At 37.5% G+C, this 22,281-nt stretch carries 23 protein-coding genes, 1 tRNA gene and 1 pseudogene; 6 read left to right on the top strand and 19 right to left on the bottom strand.

All coding sequences use genetic code 11. The annotated features are described in order from the left end of the window. Positions 1–33: 33 nt before the first annotated feature. A complete protein-coding gene (locus LMOATCC19117_RS03510) occupies positions 34–450 on the bottom strand; it encodes a hypothetical protein (protein ID WP_003734446.1) in 417 nt (138 codons plus the stop codon). A gap of 119 nt (positions 451–569) precedes the next feature. Between LMOATCC19117_RS03510 and LMOATCC19117_RS03505 the strand changes: the two genes are divergently transcribed. Further along, positions 570–1,133, top strand: a complete 564-nt coding sequence (locus tag LMOATCC19117_RS03505; RefSeq protein WP_003724396.1) for a DUF420 domain-containing protein — start codon at positions 570–572, stop codon at positions 1,131–1,133. Between the two features lie 45 nt (positions 1,134–1,178). Here the strand turns inward: LMOATCC19117_RS03505 and LMOATCC19117_RS03500 are convergent, their stop codons facing one another. Continuing rightward, a complete protein-coding gene (locus LMOATCC19117_RS03500) occupies positions 1,179–1,886 on the bottom strand; it encodes a metallophosphoesterase family protein (RefSeq protein WP_003727224.1) in 708 nt (235 codons plus the stop codon). 67 nt (positions 1,887–1,953) lie between these two features. Further along, positions 1,954–2,163 carry an Lmo0654 family protein gene (locus tag LMOATCC19117_RS03495; RefSeq protein WP_003721771.1) on the bottom strand — a complete coding sequence of 70 codons (210 nt, stop codon included), beginning with the start codon at positions 2,161–2,163 and terminating at the stop codon, positions 1,954–1,956. Positions 2,164–2,353: 190 nt separating this feature from the next. Between LMOATCC19117_RS03495 and LMOATCC19117_RS03490 the strand changes: the two genes are divergently transcribed. Both LMOATCC19117_RS03490 and LMOATCC19117_RS03485 read left to right on the top strand, forming a co-directional pair. After that, the gene (locus tag LMOATCC19117_RS03490; RefSeq protein WP_003727226.1) at positions 2,354–3,328 is read left to right on the top strand and encodes a DUF975 family protein; all 975 of its coding nucleotides are present in this window, start codon (positions 2,354–2,356) and stop codon (positions 3,326–3,328) included. Then, positions 3,315–3,851 carry a GNAT family N-acetyltransferase gene (locus LMOATCC19117_RS03485; protein WP_003734447.1) on the top strand — a complete coding sequence of 179 codons (537 nt, stop codon included), beginning with the start codon at positions 3,315–3,317 and terminating at the stop codon, positions 3,849–3,851. The genes LMOATCC19117_RS03490 and LMOATCC19117_RS03485 overlap by 14 nt, the downstream gene beginning before the upstream one ends. Before the next feature lie 9 nt (positions 3,852–3,860). Here the strand turns inward: LMOATCC19117_RS03485 and LMOATCC19117_RS03480 are convergent, their stop codons facing one another. The 4 genes from LMOATCC19117_RS03480 to LMOATCC19117_RS03465 are packed head-to-tail and all read right to left on the bottom strand — an operon-like array spanning position 3,861 to position 8,902. Further along, positions 3,861–4,508: a GntR family transcriptional regulator gene (locus tag LMOATCC19117_RS03480; RefSeq protein WP_003734448.1), complete on the bottom strand. Its 648-nt coding sequence runs from the start codon at positions 4,506–4,508 to the stop codon at positions 3,861–3,863. 45 nt (positions 4,509–4,553) lie between these two features. Continuing rightward, the gene (locus LMOATCC19117_RS03475) at positions 4,554–7,244 is read right to left on the bottom strand and encodes a YhgE/Pip domain-containing protein (RefSeq protein ID WP_003724390.1); all 2,691 of its coding nucleotides are present in this window, start codon (positions 7,242–7,244) and stop codon (positions 4,554–4,556) included. A gap of 42 nt (positions 7,245–7,286) precedes the next feature. Beyond that, positions 7,287–7,928 (bottom strand): GntR family transcriptional regulator, encoded by a 642-nt coding sequence (locus LMOATCC19117_RS03470; protein ID WP_003724389.1) that lies wholly within the window; start codon positions 7,926–7,928, stop codon positions 7,287–7,289. Between the two features lie 23 nt (positions 7,929–7,951). Further along, positions 7,952–8,902, bottom strand: coding sequence for a magnesium transporter CorA family protein (locus LMOATCC19117_RS03465; RefSeq protein WP_003724388.1), 951 nt, complete (start codon positions 8,900–8,902; stop codon positions 7,952–7,954). Between the two features lie 97 nt (positions 8,903–8,999). Between LMOATCC19117_RS03465 and LMOATCC19117_RS03460 the strand changes: the two genes are divergently transcribed. Beyond that, complete coding sequence (locus LMOATCC19117_RS03460) at positions 9,000–9,284, top strand: hypothetical protein (RefSeq protein WP_003721764.1); 285 nt, start codon at positions 9,000–9,002, stop codon at positions 9,282–9,284. Positions 9,285–9,365: 81 nt separating this feature from the next. On the opposite strand, the gene LMOATCC19117_RS03455 is transcribed toward LMOATCC19117_RS03460, so the two are convergent. Both LMOATCC19117_RS03455 and LMOATCC19117_RS03450 read right to left on the bottom strand, forming a co-directional pair. Further along, positions 9,366–10,205: a VOC family protein gene (locus LMOATCC19117_RS03455; RefSeq protein WP_003727230.1), complete on the bottom strand. Its 840-nt coding sequence runs from the start codon at positions 10,203–10,205 to the stop codon at positions 9,366–9,368. Positions 10,206–10,294: 89 nt separating this feature from the next. Further along, a complete protein-coding gene (locus LMOATCC19117_RS03450; RefSeq protein ID WP_003734449.1) occupies positions 10,295–11,686 on the bottom strand; it encodes an amino acid permease in 1,392 nt (463 codons plus the stop codon). A 234-nt stretch (positions 11,687–11,920) separates the two neighbouring features. Here LMOATCC19117_RS03450 and ltaP point away from each other — a divergent pair, with 234 nt between their 5' ends. Next, a complete protein-coding gene (gene ltaP, locus LMOATCC19117_RS03445; protein WP_072219538.1) occupies positions 11,921–13,741 on the top strand; it encodes a lipoteichoic acid primase LtaP in 1,821 nt (606 codons plus the stop codon). A 42-nt stretch (positions 13,742–13,783) separates the two neighbouring features. On the opposite strand, the gene LMOATCC19117_RS03440 is transcribed toward ltaP, so the two are convergent. The 8 genes and pseudogenes from LMOATCC19117_RS03440 to LMOATCC19117_RS03405 form a co-directional block, all read right to left on the bottom strand. Then, a complete protein-coding gene (locus LMOATCC19117_RS03440; protein ID WP_003724384.1) occupies positions 13,784–14,434 on the bottom strand; it encodes a transaldolase family protein in 651 nt (216 codons plus the stop codon). Positions 14,435–14,573: 139 nt separating this feature from the next. Further along, a complete protein-coding gene (locus LMOATCC19117_RS03435) occupies positions 14,574–15,302 on the bottom strand; it encodes a hypothetical protein (protein ID WP_003724383.1) in 729 nt (242 codons plus the stop codon). Between the two features lie 95 nt (positions 15,303–15,397). Beyond that, positions 15,398–17,278: a heavy metal translocating P-type ATPase gene (locus tag LMOATCC19117_RS03430; RefSeq protein ID WP_003734451.1), complete on the bottom strand. Its 1,881-nt coding sequence runs from the start codon at positions 17,276–17,278 to the stop codon at positions 15,398–15,400. Positions 17,279–17,543: 265 nt separating this feature from the next. After that, entirely contained in the window at positions 17,544–18,461 is a 918-nt protein-coding gene (locus LMOATCC19117_RS03425; RefSeq protein WP_003729364.1) for an aldo/keto reductase, read from the bottom strand. Positions 18,462–18,524: 63 nt separating this feature from the next. Further along, positions 18,525–19,058: a DUF3267 domain-containing protein gene (locus LMOATCC19117_RS03420; protein ID WP_003734452.1), complete on the bottom strand. Its 534-nt coding sequence runs from the start codon at positions 19,056–19,058 to the stop codon at positions 18,525–18,527. 182 nt (positions 19,059–19,240) lie between these two features. Further along, a pseudogene (locus tag LMOATCC19117_RS15045) lies at positions 19,241–19,475 on the bottom strand (hypothetical protein). A 123-nt stretch (positions 19,476–19,598) separates the two neighbouring features. Further along, positions 19,599–19,784: a hypothetical protein gene (locus LMOATCC19117_RS03410; RefSeq protein ID WP_003724379.1), complete on the bottom strand. Its 186-nt coding sequence runs from the start codon at positions 19,782–19,784 to the stop codon at positions 19,599–19,601. A 29-nt stretch (positions 19,785–19,813) separates the two neighbouring features. Next, complete coding sequence (locus LMOATCC19117_RS03405; RefSeq protein ID WP_003724378.1) at positions 19,814–20,485, bottom strand: hypothetical protein; 672 nt, start codon at positions 20,483–20,485, stop codon at positions 19,814–19,816. 541 nt (positions 20,486–21,026) lie between these two features. Between LMOATCC19117_RS03405 and LMOATCC19117_RS03400 the strand changes: the two genes are divergently transcribed. Beyond that, positions 21,027–21,116, top strand: a tRNA-Ser gene (locus tag LMOATCC19117_RS03400). 68 nt (positions 21,117–21,184) lie between these two features. On the opposite strand, the gene LMOATCC19117_RS03395 is transcribed toward LMOATCC19117_RS03400, so the two are convergent. Together LMOATCC19117_RS03395 and LMOATCC19117_RS03390 are read right to left on the bottom strand one after the other, a co-directional pair. Next, on the bottom strand, positions 21,185–21,778 hold the full coding sequence (locus tag LMOATCC19117_RS03395; RefSeq protein ID WP_003724377.1) for a class I SAM-dependent methyltransferase: 594 nt from the start codon (positions 21,776–21,778) through the stop codon (positions 21,185–21,187). A 12-nt stretch (positions 21,779–21,790) separates the two neighbouring features. Then, positions 21,791–22,207, bottom strand: coding sequence for an Rrf2 family transcriptional regulator (locus LMOATCC19117_RS03390; protein WP_003724376.1), 417 nt, complete (start codon positions 22,205–22,207; stop codon positions 21,791–21,793). Positions 22,208–22,281 lie beyond the last annotated feature (74 nt).

The raw sequence follows: 22,281 nt of genomic DNA, 5'->3' as shown, positions 1-22,281 counted from the left end.
CCTCAAAAAGGAATCAAAAAACAGTTATTCTCCTTAACCAATCATCCGAAAATCATTTCGATTCCCAGTCATATCAACCATCAATTCAAATAGCATTTTGCTATTATCTGGCTTATTCTGAACGATTACTTGCATAAAATAATCATGCACCATAAATGTATAGCCATGCTCTTTCGACGTAATCGCGTAGCCTTCTAAATCATTTTCTGAGACAAACAGCCAGCGCCACTCATACTTTTCACGCACTGCCTCTCCGTACAAAGAGCCTAAAATATAACCAAGCTCTTCTGCTAAATCAGTGTCTGGCGAGGTTTGTTTTAAGTACTCAGCAATTTTCTCGATGCGTTCTTCTGGAGTTCCGTCTGTTTGGAGCATCATTTCGCCTTCTTCTTTTAAACGGATAATTTCAGCTTCTTCCGCTTTCGTTAGTTCTCGTGCAATAATCGACATTAGAAACACCCTTTCCCCACCCATTATAACTCAAAAGCTCAATCTTTCGCATCCGATATGTTCGTCATGTATAATGAAAGAAGTACAGCAATTTTTATATTTAGGGGGCTATTTTTTTCATGGAACAAAATAAAGAAAAACTCACAAAACCGACATCAGAAAAAAACTATTTTTGGCCGATAATGATTATTTCATTTGTCGCGGTTGTGGTTATTTTACTACTCTTCTTCTCACCAATCGGGTATCAAGGAGCAGTGCATTTCGACATTACTATCTTCCCGCGAATGAACGCCATCTTTAATAGTTTTACCTTTGTATTTTTAGTTATTGCACTTTGGGCGATTATAAAAAAGAAAAACATTAAAATGCACCGTGGCTTCATTTTAGCAGCATTTACATCTACATTATTCTTCTTAGTAACTTACTTAACATTCCATTATCTTTCAGCAGAAACTTCTACATTTGGCGGAACTGGAATTATCCGTCCTATCTACTTCTTCATTTTAATTACACATAGTTTCTTAGCAGCAATCGTGGTTCCACTAGCGCTATTTGCACTTGTTTGGGGCTGGACAATGCAAATTGAGAAACACAAAAAAATTGTTCGCTGGACCATGCCAATTTGGCTTTATGTCAGCTTAACTGGCGTACTCGTTTACTTATTTATGGCACCGTATTATTAAACAAAAAAGCATCGAATGAGCGCTTCAAAAGAGCCCATTCGATGCTTATTTTTTTACAGAAAAACTTTTCGTGATGACTTTTTCTTCCACGACAACCCCGTGAAGTTCTCCGCCAAAAACCGCGCCACCATCTATATCGAGCCTCGTTTTATCTTCCGAAACCCAAATACCAGAACTTTCATCAATATGTAAATTTTGTACCGGGGTATGCCCGAAAATAAAGACTTTCCCGGTTTTATTCTGTCCAAATAAGAAAGGTTCGCGAATCCAGAAAAAATCACGCTCCTCGGTATCGTGCCAATCTTTTTTCGTCAAATCTACGCCTGCATGTACAAATACATATTTGCCTTCTTCATAATAGAGTGGCAAGTTCCGGATGAAATCAATGAGTTCAGCAGCTTCTTCTTTTACTCGTTCCGCAAGTCCCTCCGGCGTCATTTTTTTGTCAAGCGAGTCCGCGATTAAGGATTGAATTGTTTCCATACCGCCTTGACTTAAATAATAATGCATTTTCCCAGAAGGGTTTTCGAGAAAATCTAGTAACATTTGTTCGTGATTTCCTTTTAAGACAATCGCTCCCGTTTGGTCGGCTAATGCTTTCACTCTTCTAAGTACTGCAGCTGGGTTTTCGCCGCGGTCAATCAAATCCCCTACAAACAAAAGCCGTTCTTGCTCTTTATCCCAGTTTTCGAGTAATTCATCTAAAAGCGTAATCTCTCCGTGTACATCTCCTACAGCAAAAATTGGCTTCATGCTTATACCTCCAGATCTACGTAAAAGAAACGCCCCTCTGCAAAATAAACAAATGGACGCTTTTTTCTTATTCGGTTTTGCTTTCTGCTTTTTTGATTTTCTTCTCTACTTCGGCAATTTCGTGACGTAATGCACTTAATCTAACCTCCGCTGCATTGATTGGTCCATTTTGGAGTTGTGGGTCTTCAAACTCTCGTGTTTCACTGATTACCTCTTGATATGTTTGTCGCAATTCAATCAATTGATCTTCTAGTTCTCTTAAATTCTCATGGGCCATACGCGCCACCTCCAAATTAATCATACTACACAATTTTACTTTTCCCCATTAAATAGAAATATAATCCTTTTTTTAGCATTTTTTTGTAACACTTCTTATTACTGTATTAGTCCTAGAAAATGTGCTATTTTAAAGGTAGGTATTTTTGCTATTATACTTAAAAATAAATGAAAAAGGAGTTTTTACTATGATGACTATTTCACAAGTAAAACAGACAGCAAAAGAGTCGCTTCGTGGCAACTGGGGAATTGCCATTGGAATATTTGTACTTGCTTGGCTAATCGAAACTGTTGGTGGAGGATTAATTGGTTGGATCCCAGTCATTGGTTGGATTGCAATATTCCTACTAACTGGACCACTTTATACTGGGGTTGCTTGGGTGTACCTAGCAATTAGCCGCCGTGAACAACCAGATGTTGCTTATATGTTTAGTGGTTTTAAACAATTTGGACGTACGGTCTTAGCTTACTTACTAATCTCTATTTTCACATTCTTATGGAGCTTACTCTTAATCGTACCAGGAATTATTAAAACTTACTCTTATTCACAAACATTCTTTATCTTACGAGATAACCCAAATATTTCTGCGCTAGATGCTATTACAGAAAGCCGCCACATGATGAATGGACACAAAGGTAGACTTTTTGGACTATCTCTTACATTCCTTTTATGGTATTTAATTCCTCTTGCTGTTGCGATTGCAGGTACGGTTATCGTTGCTGGCGGAATGGCTACTACATCTTATACAGCTGATCCTGCTGAAGTACTTTCAGCTCTTGCTGCCGGTGCTACGTTTGGTGGACTCGTGTTAATCTTAGCATCGTGGTTAATTACTCTTGGTATTTCGCTTTATGTTTATCCTTATCTAATCACTTCTATCGCTGTGTTCTACGATGATTTATACGCAGCAACAGAAGGCACTTTTACAGAAGAAACGGTCATCGTGGAAGAAGAAGTAAATCCATTTGGAACAACAGAAGCTGATCCATTTGCTGAAGATACACATCCAGAAGGCTTCGGACCAGAGGCAACAAAAGAACCCGAAACGCCTGTAGTACCAGAAGCTCCTGAGGCTCCTGAAACACCAGAAACGCCGGAAGTTCCTGAAACTCCTGAGGCACCCGAAACACCGGAAGCTCCAAAAGATAACAATGAACCAAAATAAAATTACGGCTGGCGGACTGGAATTTCTAGTCCGCTTTGCTGCGCCAACGGACCGTCTGAAAATAAATGACTTAATGATAGATACAGCTCGCTGGTTAAAAGAGTCGGGGTCAACCCAGTGGAGCGATATTTTGCATGGTTTTGATGTCCATAATATCGAACAACGTATTGAACTTGGTGAAGTTGCCCTTTTTGAAACGGAAGCGGGTGCACTTGCGGGCGCAATGATTATTCGAAAAACGCCAAGTGATTGGGATACGGATTTATGGGAAGATTTGGCAATTGATAAAGCATATTATTTACACCGGATTATGGTTTCTCGAGCATTTTCCGGAATTTCATTAAGTAAACAAATGATTTATTTTGCGGAAAAATTAGGTATCGAAATGTCCGTTCCTTTCATTCGGTTAGATTGCATCGAAAGCAATGAGACGCTCAATCAAATGTATGTCCGCTATGGTTTTCAATTTTCTGGTAAGAAAAACGGTTTTTATTTATATCAAAAAGAGCTGTCACAAAAGTGACAGCTCTTTTTATCTGTAGGCTTGAATCGTTAATTCCGCAAACATAGACTTAATTGTTTTCCTGGCTAATTCAGTTTCCTCTTCTGCGAGCAACTCACAAATTTGGTTACTTTTCTTGTTAGTCCATTCTCTAATTTCGACGGATTTAAACATATTAATTCCATCTGAAAAATGAATCATTTGGAAGAAAATTTGCTTGACGATACGGACTTGATAGGGATTTTCCGCAAAACTGATTAAACAAAGAATAAAGCGATGATGTGCATCATAATAATTTTCTATGTCAGTTAGATACGAAAGGCGCTCCATCTCTTGCATACGAGCATACAATTTCTCCAAATCCATTTCATAACCGAAATGAGCTGCTTTCGCAATTGCTGCATCAACAAAAATTTCAATGGTTTCCATCAATTGCACATAGCGATCCGAATCAACAATACAATCATTTAAAACAGCACCGCTATTTTCGTGATAACTAACAATACCTTGAGCAGTAAGCGTTGCAATGGCTTTTCTTATTGGCGACCGGCTAACAACGAATTCCCTAGCCAACTTTTCTTCTGCTAAATGTTCATTCGCCACTAACTCGCCGTTTTTGATTTTTTCAAGAAGTAGATTATACACCATCTTATCTAATGTTTTAAATTTGTTTGCCACAAAGTCTGCCCCCTCTACGCTCGTAATTATATCACAGAAAAAATATTAATGGATGAGCTTGCTTCGTTTTGCTTTTTCTGATAGCTTGGGTACTACTTTGTCTAGTGGTTTTTTGAGTAAAATGCCTAGCGTGATAAAGAGAATGGCAAATCCGGCAAGAACACTCATATCGATCCAAACCGTTGGCATATAAAGCCCCCCAACACTTTCCCGAATTAAACTAACGGCATAAGTGAATGGCAAGAAAGGATAAATAGCTTGGAAAAATGGTGGCGAAACTTGAATTGGAAAGTTCCCGCCTGCTCCTGAAATTTGTAAAACTAACAGGATAATCGCAATCCCTTTTCCAACATTATTAAATAGCGATACGAGCGTGTAGACAATTGTCATGAACACCACGCTGATAAACATGCTGAATAGTACATGTAGTAATGGTTCTGCGATGGATACCCCGAGCAAGAAAATATTCCCGAGCGTCACGATAAGCGCCTGCATTAATCCGATAGATAGGAAGGTCAGCAATCGGCCAAAATATCGGTGATAATGGCTGAAAATTCCTGCCGGCACTTCTACATCCACACGTAATAACGAAATCAACAAGAGCGCACCGACCCATAAACAAAGAGCTGTATAAAATGGCGAACTTGCCGAACCATAATTTGGAATTGGATAGTAGCTTGTTTCTTTTAACTTAACTGGATTGGCAATAAATGAACTATCTTTATCTGCGTCATTTCTGAGCATCTTAATAATGCTTTGCAAATCGTAATTTTTATCGAAATCGGTAATTTTATTCGCTGCATTATTAATGGCTTTTTCGAATTCCGGCAATTCTTCCCTCGAAAGATCGGCCGCAATTTTAATCGCTTTTTCGAATTCCGGCATTTTTTCTTGGATGAGATTGGAGGCTTGATTTATTTCTTTTTCAAGCCCTGGTAAATCATCACGAATGAAGTTGGCCGCTTTTTTTATGTTCGCTTTTACATTCGGATAATCGTTTTGGTAAAAGTTGGCTGCTTCGTTAATGCCTGCGATAATCGTGTCGAGCTTGGTGTTGATTACTTTTGTCGCTTCATCTAACGTTTTTTGAATTTCTGGTAAGCGTTCTTGGAATTCTTTTAAGTATGTTTGACCGGTTTGTAGTGTTTCCCTCGAATCTTTTAAAACCTGCGTAATTTCTGGGATTTTCGCTTGTAGGGTTTCTAGTAGTTTCTGACTATCTTTCAAGTCCCCTTGAATTTGATTTAAGCCGACTTTAATTGCTGGAACGATTTCAGAATCATAGTTCGCTAAAATTTGGTCTAACTTCGCGCTAACTTTTTTCGCTTGTTCATTCAGTTGATTTAAAAGTTCCTCGGAAGGTTGCGCGCCATCTTCAAGTTCTGTGCGTACTTTTGTAATCGTTTCTTTTTGCGCGCCTAACTGGCTATTAATCGTTTTTAAATTCGCAATTAAATCAGTAAATGGCTTATTCGGCAATGTTTCATTTAAACTTTCTAATGTCGCTGTTTGTTTCGTAATCATTTGCTGCAAGGAATCAATATCTTGCTCCATTTTTTTCAATTCCGTAATAGCTTGTTCTGGCGTGATTGAGCCATTCTTGATTGCTTCTGTCACTTGATAGATGTTGTCCGCCATTTGCTTCATTAGCGTTAAGTTTTGTTTAATAGCAGGCGCTAACGTATCAAAGGACTTATTGATTTCATCCGCAAAATCAGATACTTTATCCACATAGCCGCTGCCATTTTGAGCAATTTTTTCTACCGTTGGAATTGCCGCCATTGCTGTATCAATCACATCAAGCGCTTTGCCCGATTCATTCACTGCGTCATTGACCGTTTTCTTAATCGTTCCGAAGTTTTCATCTACTTCTTTTACCGATTCGGCGATTTGTTTGATTTCCGGGATTTTCTTTTGGAGCACTAAAATATCTTGCCCGAGTTGGTCAATTTTTGGTAGTTGTTGTTCCACTAATAAGACGTTTTCTGTTGCTTTATTTAGTTCAGGAATTTTTTCATTTAGCTCGACAACTTGGTTTGCTTTGGCTTTTAGTTCGGGTAGTTTGGCTTCTATTTTGACCGCTTCTGCTCCCATTTTTTTCAGTTCTGGTAAAGCATCCTGCACTTGGAATACCTTGGTTTTTAGGCGACGAATTGTTGGCAATTCATTTTCAAGATCAATCCCCGCTTTATTAAACTCTTCCAAAACGGCTTTACTAACTGTGCCGACAAACTCAGAACTAATTTGATTTACAATCGTCGTTGCGCCACTCTCGGTCATTTTTGGCGCGATAGCGTTGATTTTTTCATTGACGGAATAATCGATTGTCGGTTTGGTAACATTATCATTTACGACCGAAACCATATCTTCTGAAAAATCTTTTGGAATATGAATAGACGCGTAGTATTTCCCACTTTTCACGCCTTTTTTCGCTTCATCCTCACTTACAAAAGTCCAACCGAGTTTTTTATTTTTTTCTAACGTTTTCTTGAGCTGGTCCCCGACGTTCACTTGTTGCGGCTTTTTCCCAGGTACGTCTATTTCCGCGCCTTCATCATCAATCGAAACTGCCACTTTGATCCCCGAAGTGTTGGAATACGGATCCCAAAGTGCTTCAATATTAAACCAAGCATATAATGATGGCAAAATAATTAATGCAATTACTAATAATAAAGCTAAAGGCGCTTTAAAGAGACGGCGCCAGTCTAAAATAAATATTTCGTATACTTTCCGCATCAAAAGCACCTCCTGTTTTTAAGCAATTTACCTTTAGAAATACTATCTAAATGTACGGATAATATACAAATTCACTAATTTTTGTATTACCTCTTTTGCTAAATCGTGTTTCTTTTCTACCATGTAGTAAGTTAACTGTTCTAACGTTTCCATTGTTTCTTCTTCCAAGAGCACAGGAATCATTTTAATATCTTTTTGCGCTTTATTAAAGAAATCTCGCTTCATTTTCCTAACAATATCTTCAGCATAACTATTAGCTAACTGCGCAACAAATTGCAACAACCATTTGCTAAGTAACGACAGATAAGCCTCCACATCTTCTTCTTTTTGAATTTCGCGCATTTCCTCTAATAGCGCATTACCTTGCTCTGGTTTATAGGTTAAATTTTTATTTTTACATTTTTCAATCGTTTGTACGACAAGGATTTCGGCCATTTCTAATAATTCAATAAAACGTCCTGCACTCATGCTGCTTTCAATCACAATTGCCCCCCGGTTCAGCTCGTATTCGATTAACTCTTCGGATACTAAAACCGCAATTGCTTTTCTGACTGGCGTTCGACTAATAGATAATTCTTTTGCAATACCAGCTTCTGAAATATGTTGACCTACATGAAGCTTTCCACTGAGAATTTTTTCTTTGATTGTATAATATGCTAATTTTTCATATGTTTGTTTTTCCATGCTCATCCCTCGTTTTCTATATATTAAAAGTATTTTCTACGCCAAAAAATGACAGTTACTCCCGTTGTAATTAAAAGCGTAAATAAAAGAATTAATGCAAATGCGTGCTCATTATGCATGAATGGTAGCTTAATATTCATCCCATAAATACTAGCCACAATCGTGGGTAATGACAAAATAATGGTAAATGATGTTAAAAATTTCATCACGATATTTAAATTGTTCGAAATAACCGAAGAAAATACATCCGACATCCCGCTAATTATTTGGGTATATGTATCCGTCATTGCAATTGCTTGCTTATTTTCAATAATAACATCTCTGAGCAAATCATGATTATCCTCTTGCTGCATAAAATGTTCTACATCTTCCATTTTATCGAGAATTGCTTTATTCGATTGAAGGGCCGTTGCAAAAAATACTAAACTTTTCTGAACTGCCATAAAAGCATACAGTTGCTCATTTTTCATCGATTGTTTAATCTGTATTTCTAAATTATTTGTTTGTTTAATGATTTGATTTAAGTATTTGAGGTAATAATAAGATACAGCGTACAATAATTTTAACAAAAATTGCTTATGATTGGTTGTATCATATTCTTCTAACTTCATCGATTGCACATCTTTTAGAATTGGCAGATCTCGCAACGTGATTGTTACAAGATGTTTTCTAGTTAAAACAATCCCAATCGGAAGTGTTTCATACATTGCGTAGCCTAGTTCATCCTCCGATTCGTATGGATAATCTACAATGACTAGTGAATGTCTTACATCTTGCTCTGCTCGTTTTAATTCTATCCTAGAGCGCTCCTCAGAATCTAATGCATCCAAAATATACGGTTTGGGCACATCCATTTCCTTACTCAACATTTCTATTTCGTCGTCTGTTGGAGCAGTTACTTTTACCCAACAACCATCTTCCAAAGCAGAAATTTGCTCCATTTTTTCATTTGTTGTCTTAAAAAATTCAATCATCTAGATATCTCCCTTCTTCGTATCTTCTTTACAAAATATTTCATTTATGTTACATTATTATTAATAATAATTCATTTATGACAAAGGAGCGATGAAAATGGAATTTATGTCTATGATAGTTACAGGAATTGTTTTAGCAGCAATAATCTCAGGACTTTCTTTTGTGGTTGGTAAACTTAGTGGATTATCTTGGTTTTGGATTGCGTTTTGTGCAAACAGCGGTTTCTTTATTATTTTCATCACTGTGCAAAATTCATTTCCAGATAACGCAGCCGTAGCCCTTTCGTATTTAAATCTTGGAATTGGCGTAGTTTTAATTGCTTTAACGCTTTTCCAATCTAGCAATTGGCTTTTCAAGAAAACAATGCAACGTAAACATTAAAATAATTAGTCTAATCTACCATTCCCTTATTATCGCATCAAAAAACTGTTTAAGCTCGTTTTTCGCTTAAACAGTTTTTTTTTATTTGAAGTGAATCTTAATTCCGTTAGAATCTGTCACGGAAATAGTATTTTCCAATCGTTTCACATCATATCCTTGTTCTATTAAGTTGGTTATTATTGCATCTTTATCAGGAGTAATAATTGTAAACCAAGCGAGTCCCGTTTCATTTTCTTGCAGAAGTTCCAAGTTGCGACCTGCCCAGACGTTTGAACCGATGTGATGATGATAATCACCAGCCGCAAAAAACCTTGCTGACGGAATAGCGGTCGTTAAGTTCATTCCAAGTACCTCTTTATAAAATTGTTCCGCTTTGTCAGCATCTGCCACTTGTAAATGCACATGACCAATTATCGTTCCGTTTGGCATCCCTGTAAATGGTTCATCGGTCGCAATTTGAAGCAACGAATCCACATCTACTTGTTCTGTCACCATCGGTAAATTGCCATCGCCATCACGCATCCATTCTGCTTTTGGACGGTCTGCATAAATTTCAATGCCATTGCCTTCAATATCATGTAAATAAAGCGCCTCGCTATAAGCATGATCTCCCGCGCCATCAATCGGATAACCTGATTTAGCCAAATGCAGTAACACATCCGCTAAACTTTCTCGCGTTGGCAAAAGAAAGGCGGTATGAAACAAGCCAATCCGCGGCACTTCTGGAACAACCGCATTATCTATCTTTTTAAGAACAAGTAAAGCTTCATCAGACCCACTCACGCCGAGCCGAACCATTCGCTCATTTTCCTCTAATAACTTCAAACCAATTACTTCTTGATAAAAACCTGCCATCTCTTTTAAATGTCCAACATTCAATACAACTTCGCCAAGTCGTAATTCTTCACTAATTTCTGCCATGTAAAAAACGCTCCTTTTATTGTAATACATTCATTACAACATAAGGAGCGTTCAAATTCCAATAAAATGACTTACAAAAAGTAAGTTAATTATTTTTTAAGTAATTCACTATGTTTTCTACCATAAGCAAAGTAAACAATTAAACCAATAACAAACCAAATTCCGCAAAGAATCCACGTATGAACAGACAGACGGCTAATTAAAAACGCACATAATAAGAACGAAACAATTGGAAGAACTGGATAAAATGGTACTTTAAATCCTCTCGCTTGAATATCTTTATTTTTACGTAAAAAGATAATCCCGATAGACACCATCATAAACGCCAAGAGTGTTCCAATATTAACCAACTCAGCCAATCGATCTAATGGTACAAGCCCACTAATAATCGCGACTATCACTGCAAAAATCCAGGTGTTTTTAACAGGTGTTTGATATTTTTGATTAATTTCTGCAAGTACTTTTGGTAATAAACCATCACGTCCCATCGCAAAAATCAGTCTAGTCGCCCCGTAACTCATTACTAAAATTACTGTAATCATCCCAACAACCGCGCCAAGTGATACAATGCCAGCTACCCAATCTTGGTTAATCACTTGCAAAGCATAAGCCACTGGATCTGTTACGTTTAAATCTGTGTACGGCACCATTCCAGTTAAAACAGCGGATACAGCAACATATAACACCGTACAAATAAGTAGCGAGCCTATAATCCCAATCGGCATTGTCCGTTGCGGATCTTTCACTTCTTCAGCTGCAGACGAAACGGCATCAAAACCTAAATAAGCAAAGAAAACTAGCGCCGCACCATTCATAACGCCACTAATTCCAAATGGCATAAACGGTTGCCAATTATCCGGTTTGACATAAAATACACCAACAACTAAGAAAAGTAAAATAACACCAACTTTAATAGCTACCATAATGGTATTCACGCGCGTTGATTCTTTTATCCCAAGCGTCAATAAAAAGGCAATCACAAGAACAATAATAATCGCCGGTAAATTAATAAATGTACCTACTTCTGGATTAAAAGGCCCAGAGATTGCTTCTGGGATGGAAATATGAAAGCCTGAAAGTAACGCATTTAAATAAGAAGACCACCCACTCGCAACAGAAGCCACTGCAAGCCCGTATTCTAAAATAAGTGCCCAACCAAGCAACCATCCAATTAACTCACCAAAAACAACATAACCATACGTATAGGCGCTCCCTGCAACCGGAACACTAGACGCAAACTCTGAGTAACACATTGCTGCAATCGCACAAACAATCGCCGCAATCACAAAAGAGAAAATAATCGCTGGTCCCGCATTTTTCGCTGCGACTGTTCCTGGTAAAATAAAAATCCCCGTTCCAACAATCGCTCCGACTCCAAGTAAAGTTAAATCAAGTGGTCCGAGCGTTTGCTTTAAATGCGTGCTACCACTTTTATTATGCATTAAATCTTCTATCGGTTTTCTTCTAAATAATGAATTCATTTTGTCTCCTACCTTTTTACAGTCTTCTAAAAGGATATCCTTTTACACTTTAAAGGTCAATAGGATTGTGAGAAAAAATACAAAAACTAATCATTCTTTCCTAAAGTAGAACCTATTACCCAAATATATCAGAATCATCTTTCATGATTTGCACTAGACACGCGTTTAAGCTAAAATTAGAAGGAATGGATTTGTGCGTGTTTGGCACAAAGCATGCTAGAAAGAGGAATTCAGTTGATTTTATTTTATTTTTTATTAATTATTGGTAAGTTCACTTTCGCCTATTTCCAGATTTTTAAAGATCCTAACTTCTTGGCACTTGGAATGGACCTGCTGTTTATCGTCTTACTTCTTGGACTAATTCATTTATTTGCACCGGTTCGCTCGCACATTTATTGGTATGCGGGAATGTCTTTATTTATTGGGATTTTAATGCTCGTGTGTGTACTTTACGCCCGGTTTTATAATGAAGTTCCAACATATCACAGCTTCTCTCTTATCGGCGAGGTTGGCGTAGTTAAAAACAGTGCTACAAGCCTGCTAAGCGGAACAGACTGGTTGTACATCCTAGATATCGTTTTACTCCCATTTATCCTTTATTTCCATATCAAAAAAGGACACGAGTTCCCTTCATTCCGCATAACTAGCCGTGTTTATGGCGTATCATTTATTAGTACGCTACTCGTTTTAAGTGGTTTTACTTATTTTATGATGCAACAAAATATTATCAGTGACTCCAAGCGCGCAAAACGAATGGGAATTTTCACATTTAATATCAGTACCGCGCTTACTGGTGCAGATCATGTTAAAGCCGCAGATATTACTGCAAAAAACGTGAATGACATTAAAGGTGTGTCGGTTAAGTCAAATCCCGATTACTTCGGTGCTGCTAAAGGAAAAAATCTTATTATCGTTCAACTCGAGTCATTCCAGCGTAATTTAACGGACGTCAAAATTAACGGTCAGTCGATTACGCCTACATTAGATAGCTTACAAAACGAAACCATGTATTCCAACCAATTTTTCCAAACTGTCTCTAAGTCAAATACGGCTGATGCAGAATGGTCCGTTTATACATCGACTTTCCCAAGTGGATATTACACGAACACACAAACTTACGGCGACCGGGTAATCCCGTCTATGCCTCGTTTACTTGGCAAAAATGATTATAAAACAGCGACCTTCCATACAAATGATGCTAGTTTTTACAATCGCGATGAATTTTATCCTGCTGTAGGATTTGATAAGTTTTATGATCGTAAATTCTTTGGCGATGAGGACGTTATTGGCTTTTCTCCTAGTGATGAAGTGCTTTATAACAAAGCCTTTCCGATTCTAGAAGAGCAGTACAAAAACAACCAAAAATTCTATGCGCAATTAATTAGTGTAAGTAGTCATATGCCATTTGATATTCCAAAAGATAAGCAAGAAATCGACTTACCGAGCGATTTAAAAGATACAGAACTTGGTAACTATTTCGAAGCGGTTCATTATGCGGATAAACAACTTGGTGAATTCATTCAAAAATTAAAAGATAGCGGCATTTGGGATGATTCTGTTGTCGTTTTCTACGGCGATCATCACATTATCAAAACCGACCAACTACCTGAGGAACAAAAAAAATACGTCAATCGTTCTACTGAGTTAAAAGCGGATCCAGCCGATGATTACCGTATTCCGTTCTTCTTACATTATCCTGGCATGGAAAACCCTGGTGAAATTAAAAATGTTGGTGGCGAAATTGATATTATGCCAACTGTCATGAATTTACTTGGTATTAAAACTGGTGACCAAATTATGTTTGGAACCGATATCCTCAATTCATCAAATAATTACGTACCTGAACGCTACACAATGCCAGAAGGAAGTTATTTCACCAATTCTTACATGTACCAACCAGATGAAAGTTTCGAAACTGGCGCAGCAACGAATTATGATGGAACAAACAAAGAACTTTCGAGTGATGTAAAGAAACGCTTTGACGCTAGCCGAAAACTCTTACAGTATTCTGATAGCTATGTAAACAATTTACCATTACGAGACGAAGATAAATAAACAAAAGAAGTATCCAGCAAATCTGGATACTTCTTTTTTCGCTTATTTTGGTAAAGCGGCTTGATGTTCATTAAATTTTTCAATACTTTCAAGCGCTAGAGGTTTGTTCATCATTTGTAAAAACAAATCATAGCCGATGGTAACCGTATCAGCTCCACTAGCTAGTGCTTGCATAATTTGACGACTATTTTTAAAGCTTGCTCCCATAATTTTCACATCTTCAAGTCCTTGTAAATCTAACACGTATCGTAGTTCTTCTATTGTTTTCGCTGCGTCTAGTCCGCTTACTTCCATGCGATTATAATATGGCGCTAAATAATCTGCCCCAGAGAGCGCTGCAATATAACCTTGTTCCGATGAGAAAATTGCTGTTGCTAAAATAATTTCATTTGGAAAATTAGCGCGAACTTTTGCGATTACTTTTATCCCGGCTTCGTGGGCTGGGATTTTCAAGCCGATTACCGTACCTTCTGCCGGCTCAATTGCTTGAATTCGAAGGACATCTTCCCAGATTTCCTCTTCCGTTAACCCAGCCGCTTGCACAAACACAACTTTGGCTGGAATATTCGCTATATGCGTGTTTCTCGGCTTATTCTCCTTTAATAAAATAGTCGGATTAGTGGTTACACCTTCAAAAAACGGAAATTGAAGCGCTTTCTTTATTTCCTCTAAATTCCCCGTATCTAAAAACATTTCCTCACTCCTTCAAAGTTTTCTTCTCATTTTAAGTGTAGAAAAGTTCCACGAGCCAGTCAATTGTTTCTGAGACCCAAAGTTGTTGGCGATTTTGTACAACAAAAAACACCTCCACGTGCCGAGGTGTTTTTTACCGCTATTTTTTCTTCGGTTCTTTCTTCCAATTTTTCCGCTTGAATTCAAAGCGTTCCATCCATGGTCGCCCTTTTTTCAGTGCAAAATAGCCGACGATGACGATAAATAGTGCGCCAATAATATCGACAATAATATCTGTCATCGTATCTTCCAGTGCAGCGCGGCCAGTGAGCGGTGTTCCATTAGATAGATTATAACGTTGCATATTTAAGTTCATAATTCCATCAAAAGTATACTCATACACTTCCCAGAAAGCCCCCATTGTCACCGCGAAACAAAACGCGAATACAGCGATAAAACCCGGTTTAAGTTTCATGACAACTTTGTTATTAGCATTTAGCAAACTAACGAACGAAAAGCCAATTGCTCCAAGCATCGCCCCACTAAAAGTATGTAAAATTTTATCCCAATGTGGCACGGTTGAATAGAATTTTTGAACTGTACCAAGATAAATGGATCCGTATAGAAATACAATAAACAAAATATACACAAGACCAGGTATTTCAAATTTGAAGCGTCGTGCAATAATCGAAGGTAGCAACAAAATAAAAATTCCTAATATAATTTCAAATAGTAAAAATATATAGTCCCCTCGTAACGTCACATGCGGCCCAGTTGCTGGCTGCTTGATCGGTGCTGTAAAAATTTCGTAAATAGTAAAAACAACAGAAATCCCCATTGACGCAAAAACAAATAATGCTATCCATTGTGTCCAATTGATCTTTTTCATGCACTCATCTCCAATCTATCATGTAATACCCCTTTTTTCGCAAAAAGAAACTGCTCATCCATCTTAGACTAGGAATAGACAAGCAGTCAAATTTATCACTTTTTTCGATTAGATCGAAGGAGCCTAAGCCCATTTAGAATAACTAAAATAGTACTTCCCTCATGTCCCACAACGCCAAATGGCAAATTGATTAGTTGGAAAACATTCGCTGTTATCAAAGCAAGAATCACCGCAATCGCAAAACAAATATTTTGCCAAGTAATCCAGTGAAGCCGTTCAGAAAGGTTGTAAGCATATGGGATTTTCTCCAAATCATTTTTCATTAAAACAACATCCGCTGTTTCCATCGCAATGTCCGTCCCCTCGCCCATTGCAATTCCAACAGCCGCATGTGCAAGAGCCGGAGCATCATTAATTCCATCACCAACCATTGCCACACTGCCATAAGTAACCGACAATTCTTTTAACACATCCACTTTTTTCTCAGGTAAACAACCGGAAACAACATAGTCCATTCCGAGTTCGGCTTGAATCGCTGCACCTGTTTGTTCGTTATCTCCCGTCACCATTATGGTTTTAATCCCTTTTGCTTGAAGTGCCTTAATCGTACGAATGGCTTCAGGCCGGCATGTATCTTTAAGGGCAAACATAGCCTGAATCACGCCGTCTTTAGCTACATAAACAATCGTTTTCCCTTCACCCGCAAGTCGCTCAAATGCACCATTTGAAAATGCTGCCGCTGCTTCTTCCCCAACAAACCCAGCTTTCCCAACTTGCCAATTTTCCTCTTGATAAATCGCTTGAACTCCCCATCCAGCTACATCCGTCACTTCAATTTCTGTTAACTTTTCGGTGATTTCTGCCTCTAGGTCTTGCGTTATTGCCGCAGCTAACGGATGTAAAGATTGTCGCTCCATCGCTCCAACTACATTGATTACTTGTTGCTTATCGACATTTTCAGCAAATAACCGATCTGTCAGTTCTGGTGTACCATTTGTCAGCGTCCCAGTTTTATCAAATGCAACAGCTTTTACACCGCGCAAATTTTCCAAGTGTACGCCGCCTTTAAACAAAATCCCGTGACGTGCACCGTTCGAAATTGCCGCTAAAGTCGCAGGCGTTACCGAAGCCACTAGCGCACAAGGGGAAGCAACCGTTAGCAAAACCATCGCACGATAAAATGTTTCATTCCAAGACCACCCTAAAGCAAAATGAGGCAAGAACATCATTACTAACACAAATAATAGAACTGCTTTTACATACGCATCCTCAAATCGTTCAATAAAGCGAGCGGTTTTCGAAGGTTCACTTTGAGCCGATTCTACTAAACGAATAATCTTACTAAAAATCGTATTATCAAATGTTTGCGTTACTTTGACCGTGATGGCGCTGCTTACATTGACCGTCCCGCCAAACACATCCGCACCAACTGTTTTCGTCGCTGGCACTGATTCCCCATTAATGGCTGCTTCATTTAACGTGGTTGACCCTCGAACAATGACTCCATCGATTGGAACACTTTCTCCTGGCCGAACGAATACCATATCATCCAGTTGTAACTCCTTTGCAGCCACTTCCTCTAAATCTCCATTAGGAAGCAAACGAAAGGCGCGTTCTGGTTGAAATGCCATTAATTTCGTGATTTCGCGCTTACTTTTATTGGTCGTATACGTTTCTAAAGCGCCACTAACCGAGAAAATAAAAATAAGTATGGCCCCTTCAAACCAATAACCAATAATAGATGCACCGGTAGCCGCTAAAATCATTAAGAGCTCCACATTCAACTTTTTCGTTTTGATAGTCGCTTGAATGCCTTCTTTAGCTTGCTCAAAACCACCGATAACAAAGGCACTTAGGAAAATAACCGCTGTCCAAAAGTCGCCAACATCACTGCCGACCAAACAACCTATCACAATCAAAATCCCGCTAATACCCGTCGTAATAAATTGCCAATTCTGCTTCATCCATTCCTTCATTATGCTCATCCTCTCCAAATGATAATGATTCCCATTACCCTAAAAAACACAAAAATCTGCTTTCGCAACCGCGAAAAACAGATTAAACAATAATTATTATAAATAAATATAAAAATATGCGTCCTTAACTCACTTGTTATTATAGCACTTTCCTAATGACATATCAAACTAATTGATAAAATTATATTCTAATTGAGAATGAATTTCACTATCACTCCAATACATAAAAAAACACTTGAGCATAATGCCCAAGTGTCTGATCTCATTAAGGTAATTGGTTGCCAGCCGCACGGTAAATTTCATACCATTCTTCGCGACTAAGTGTTACGTCAGAAGCTTTTGCAATATCAGCAATTCTTCCCGGATTCATTGTACCAACCACTGTTTGGAAGCTCGCTGGGTGGCGCTGAATCCACGCAACCGCTATAGCTGAGTTAGTTACACCTTTGTCAGCAGCAATTTTGTCGATTACTTTGTTCAATTCAGGGAATTTATCGTTATCCAAGAAAACTCCTTCAAAGAAACCATATTGGAACGGGGACCATGCTTGGATTGTCATGTTGTTTAAGCGACTATATTCCAAAATACCGCCGTCACGATCAAGTGAAGGATCAATCGTCATATTCACATTAAAACCAGTATCAATCATACCCGTATGCATAATGCTAAATTGCAGTTGGTTGGCGATTAATTCTTGGTCTACATATTTTTTCAGTAGTTCAATTTGACCTGGATTTTGATTACTTACGCCGAAATGACGCACTTTTCCACTTTTCTCTAATTCTGTGAAAGCTGCCGCTACTTCTTCTGGTTCGAAAAGTGTATCCGGACGGTGAAGTAAAAGTGTATCTAAATAGTCTGTTTTCAGGCGTTTTAAGCTACCTTCCACAGAAGCAATAATGTGCTCTTTTGAAAAATCAAAGAATCCTTGACGAATTCCGCATTTTGATTGAAGAATCATTTTTTCACGAATAGTTGCATTCATATCAATTGCATCAGCAAAAACTTCCTCTGATTTACCGCCGCCATAAATATCCGCGTGGTCAAAAAAATCAATGCCATTTTCAAGTGCTGTATTAATCACTTTGTTGGCATCCTCTTTACTAAGATCCGCCATTCTCATACATCCTAGCGAAATTTCTGAAGCTGTTAAAGCGCTATTTCCAATTGTTATTCGTTTCAAACTAAGCACCTCTTTCTAAAAGTATATCCTTATTCTAACACTTTGTTGTAATCGTTACCAAGCTTAACCTTCTGAATAAAAACTAATTCCCTTATCCGTGTCCTCTACAACGATTCCAGCCGGTTGATTAATCAAAAGAATGCAATAGTAAAAATCCCCGACACAACCAGATGTATGTAATGCAAAAATCAAATAAAGAACCGCTTCATTCACCCCAAGAAATCGCAGAAAAATGAACAAACCCGTAAGAACGATAAATGGCGCAATCGAAATAATAAAGAATTGTGCTTTCGTATAAAATGCTCCGGGGCTTCCAGCATAAGCCATCCCATTTTTAAAACCAAATTTCACTTTTGCTTCTGGACGAAATGCTTTAAAGAAAATCCCGTGTACGGCTTCGTGAATAACAATTGCTACTGCATAACCACCAAACATCCAAATAATCCCCATAAAACCATTCGTAATTGCAAAACCACCTGAAAAAACAATTCCTAAAACAGTTAATATGAGTACAATAGCAATCGCAACAATATTCAAATTCATAACCAATTTTTTATTTTCTAGTAAATTAATTTCCTGAATCAATTTTCTTTCCATCCAGACCGCTCCTTTTATAAAAACGCTGATATTTTCGTTATTACAATTATACAATACTTCTTGTCAGCATTCTATGTCATAGTGGGGAAATACCCAAGTCCGGCTGAAGGGGACGAAAAGTTGTTCTTTTGTCGGTTTCTATAAATTTTTACAAGCCTTTGAATCGTTAAAGCTATATACTCTCATGTCACAACCTTACAAACAACAATATCTTCTATATTAATATCAATTAATCGTTCGTCAAATCACTTTAATTAACCTATGTTTCTTTCGTGATCTAAATTAACAGGAACTACATACTTGTATTGCATATGATGATTGTTCTTTAAGTATAATGTTTCTATTGACCAATTACGTTTAAGTACATCTGCTAAAAGATATAGAATGTTCTATAATGTAATCAATTATATTATACATGTTTGTCATCTCTTAATAACATCTTACGAACAAACGCACTCAAAACCAAGTGGGAATGATTAAAAGAATTCTACACATAAATAAAAAGTAGGCAGGATAATTTTATCCCAACCTACATTTTGTTTATTTAGCTTTGATTGATTTCTTTGCATTTCGGTATCTTAAAGTTTGGAATCCTGTTCCAAGAAGAGCTATGAACCCTAGTAACAATAAGATTATACTTTCTGTTGCAAAGTAAATAATAATACACATTAATACTACAAGGGCATATACACCAATGAGCCACTTTTCCATTTTCACTTTTTTCATAACCTAAGCCTCCAATACTATATCAATTTTCAACCGTACGGACGATATTTATGTGTAAATGTCTTAAGCAGTCCAGTATAGTTAGATTTTTTATAAATAGAATAATCATTTTTTATTTCCCTTGAGTAACTATTATAATATTGTTTAATTTTTATATAAACCTCTTTACTCGGGGCATAAGATTTCAATGTTAGTAGCATACCTGCTACTGTACTAAATACTCCAACGGGTCCTCCAAGCAAACCAGCTAATGACACTGCAATAGATGCACTTGTTTTCTTTAGTGACATTTTTGTTTTAAACGTCGTAACATATTTATAAGCAGAGGCTTTTAATAATTGTCTCGATTCTTCTTTTACCTCTTCACCTATAACTTCACCATTTAGGTAAATTAAGTTATCCTTTTTAATCATTGTGTCTATAGTGCCATCTGGATTTGTAATAGTAGATTGCATATGATTTTTTGAAAATTCAATTGAAGTTGTTTCATTTGTCTCTTTATCCAGTACTTGATATTCATCATTACTAATTTCTTCTACGACAAGCTCTTCTGTTTCAATTGTTTTTTCTGTTGCATTAATCCCTTCGCTAATCTCTGAGGTCTCATTCGCCAATGCTGAAATAGACGGAGAAACAGGCAAAATAATGAGCGTAGCAATAAAGATTGGTGCAGTGCATTTAATAAGTTTTTTCATTTCCATTTATGTACCATCTCCTTTATATGTCTTACACATGTAATGTATCATGAAAAGCCAATGTATAACCAAAAATGTAATGAAATGCCCGATTCTTGTCGTGAACGACCAAAAGTGAGGGTTATTGATACTTATTCTTACACATATTGTGTAACTTTGTGATTTTTTTTGCAAAAAAAGCCACACTTTAGCTTGTTATTCATTATTTATGCAGCCTGCTACCTAAGTGTCATAAAAAATACATATTTAACTGATGCATAAGTTGTTTTTTATGTAAAAATCCTTATTTATTTAATTTTTTATCATATTCCATAAAATCCAAGTGAATAAAACAGTATAATTATTCATTAAACCTAAAAATTATTGATTCTTAATAAATATGCTTGTAATAATAATCTCATACTCTAATTTTTATACTCATGTCACGCAAGAAAAGAAAGATTCCACTGCTTCTCTTTTTCCTAATTTTATGCTAAAATAAAATCTGTTGAAATTGATTTTATAGTCAAAAACATTCAAACATCCTCGAAACATTGGATATCAACATGGAGAAATACCCAAGTCCGGCTGAAGGGGACAGACTCGAAATCTGTTAGGCGGTGTATGCCGCGCCGGGGTTCGAATCCCCGTTTCTCCGTAGAAATAAAAAGGTTCACGCTTAAAAATAGCTTTGATTGCTATTTTTAGACGTGAACCTTTTTGCTGTTACTTCTTCTCCGCAATACTCACATACATTCCCTCATCCAACTGCCAATTTTTCACCACTTCAAACCCAAATCCCGCAAGTTCTTCCTTCAATTTCTCCGCAGAAATCTGAATTTCCATTGGTGGGCCTTTCAAATCAGTCCCTTTCGTGTCAAATTCCAAACTAGCAAAGTAGCCGCCAGTCTTCACAACTCTACTCACTTCGCGCAAAACATCTGCGAGCGAATCTGCTTCATGTAACACGAGCGATGCGAGCACAACATCCACGGAATTTGCCTCAAGTGGAATATCATCCATGCTGGCTTCTAACGTTTCTACATTAGCCAAACCTGCTTCCTTCGCTTTCGACTCAATTAATTCCAACATTTTCGCATCTAAATCTAATGCAAAAACTGTATTATCAACGAATTTTGCAGCTGGAATTGTTAAAAATCCTGTTCCCGCTCCTAAATCTAAAATACTTGCTGTTTTTCCGATTGGCATTGCCTGCAAAAAATCCTCTGGCGACAGCACTTCACTCCGCTCTGGTCGATCCAAATAATCTACTTTCCGCTTAAAACCAGCTTCCCCGTGATGATTATGATGATGTTTCATTTTAGCACTCCTTTAATGTTGATGTTTTTCAATTTCTACGACAATACTACCTACTGTTTGTTTGCTTAAATAATCTTCCATTTGTTGCTCCGCCTTATTCATCACTTCGCCAATCAAGCAGTGCGGCTGGCTTTCGCTGTGGTTTTTAGGGTCACAATGGAAAAAGGCGCCCTTCCCTTCAATCGCTTGAATGACATCAAGAAAACTAATACTACTTGCTGGTTCCGCTAACTTATACCCACCATTGACGCCTGTTACTGACTCAATAAAGCCAGCTTTCACTAGCATCGTCAACACTTTAGATAGATAAGTTGGCGACACATTTTGCTTGGTTGCAAGTTCTTTCACACCGACAGACTTTTCTGGTGACAAATTAGCTAAATAAACCATCGTATGTAGTGCATAATTGGTTGCTTTGGAAAATTTCATATTTTCACCTTCTTAATTAAAGACTTAACCACTCTATAATATCTCTTATAATCAGAAGTGTCAATTCATAACTA

The organism is Listeria monocytogenes ATCC 19117, from assembly GCF_000307025.1.
In the GTDB taxonomy this organism is placed as follows: Bacteria; Bacillota; Bacilli; order Lactobacillales; family Listeriaceae; genus Listeria; species Listeria monocytogenes_B.
The sequence above is the reverse complement of the archived record's forward strand: the minus strand, read 5'-3'. Positions and strand labels throughout refer to the sequence as shown.

Coding starts and splice junctions, on each gene's coding strand:
- LMOATCC19117_RS03510 (WP_003734446.1), bottom strand. CDS start 450: ATGTCGATTATTGCACGAGAACTAACGAAAGCGGAAGAAGCTGAAATT.
- LMOATCC19117_RS03505 (WP_003724396.1), top strand. CDS start 570: ATGGAACAAAATAAAGAAAAACTCACAAAACCGACATCAGAAAAAAAC.
- LMOATCC19117_RS03500 (WP_003727224.1), bottom strand. CDS start 1,886: ATGAAGCCAATTTTTGCTGTAGGAGATGTACACGGAGAGATTACGCTT.
- LMOATCC19117_RS03495 (WP_003721771.1), bottom strand. CDS start 2,163: ATGGCCCATGAGAATTTAAGAGAACTAGAAGATCAATTGATTGAATTG.
- LMOATCC19117_RS03490 (WP_003727226.1), top strand. CDS start 2,354: ATGACTATTTCACAAGTAAAACAGACAGCAAAAGAGTCGCTTCGTGGC.
- LMOATCC19117_RS03485 (WP_003734447.1), top strand. CDS start 3,315: ATGAACCAAAATAAAATTACGGCTGGCGGACTGGAATTTCTAGTCCGC.
- LMOATCC19117_RS03475 (WP_003724390.1), bottom strand. CDS start 7,244: ATGCGGAAAGTATACGAAATATTTATTTTAGACTGGCGCCGTCTCTTT.
- LMOATCC19117_RS03470 (WP_003724389.1), bottom strand. CDS start 7,928: ATGGAAAAACAAACATATGAAAAATTAGCATATTATACAATCAAAGAA.
- LMOATCC19117_RS03465 (WP_003724388.1), bottom strand. CDS start 8,902: ATGATTGAATTTTTTAAGACAACAAATGAAAAAATGGAGCAAATTTCT.
- LMOATCC19117_RS03460 (WP_003721764.1), top strand. CDS start 9,000: ATGGAATTTATGTCTATGATAGTTACAGGAATTGTTTTAGCAGCAATA.
- LMOATCC19117_RS03455 (WP_003727230.1), bottom strand. CDS start 10,205: ATGGCAGAAATTAGTGAAGAATTACGACTTGGCGAAGTTGTATTGAAT.
- LMOATCC19117_RS03450 (WP_003734449.1), bottom strand. CDS start 11,686: ATGAATTCATTATTTAGAAGAAAACCGATAGAAGATTTAATGCATAAT.
- LMOATCC19117_RS03440 (WP_003724384.1), bottom strand. CDS start 14,434: ATGTTTTTAGATACGGGGAATTTAGAGGAAATAAAGAAAGCGCTTCAA.
- LMOATCC19117_RS03435 (WP_003724383.1), bottom strand. CDS start 15,302: ATGAAAAAGATCAATTGGACACAATGGATAGCATTATTTGTTTTTGCG.
- LMOATCC19117_RS03430 (WP_003734451.1), bottom strand. CDS start 17,278: ATGAAGGAATGGATGAAGCAGAATTGGCAATTTATTACGACGGGTATT.
- LMOATCC19117_RS03420 (WP_003734452.1), bottom strand. CDS start 19,058: ATGGAAAGAAAATTGATTCAGGAAATTAATTTACTAGAAAATAAAAAA.
- LMOATCC19117_RS03410 (WP_003724379.1), bottom strand. CDS start 19,784: ATGAAAAAAGTGAAAATGGAAAAGTGGCTCATTGGTGTATATGCCCTT.
- LMOATCC19117_RS03405 (WP_003724378.1), bottom strand. CDS start 20,485: ATGGAAATGAAAAAACTTATTAAATGCACTGCACCAATCTTTATTGCT.
- LMOATCC19117_RS03395 (WP_003724377.1), bottom strand. CDS start 21,778: ATGAAACATCATCATAATCATCACGGGGAAGCTGGTTTTAAGCGGAAA.
- LMOATCC19117_RS03390 (WP_003724376.1), bottom strand. CDS start 22,207: ATGAAATTTTCCAAAGCAACCAATTATGCACTACATACGATGGTTTAT.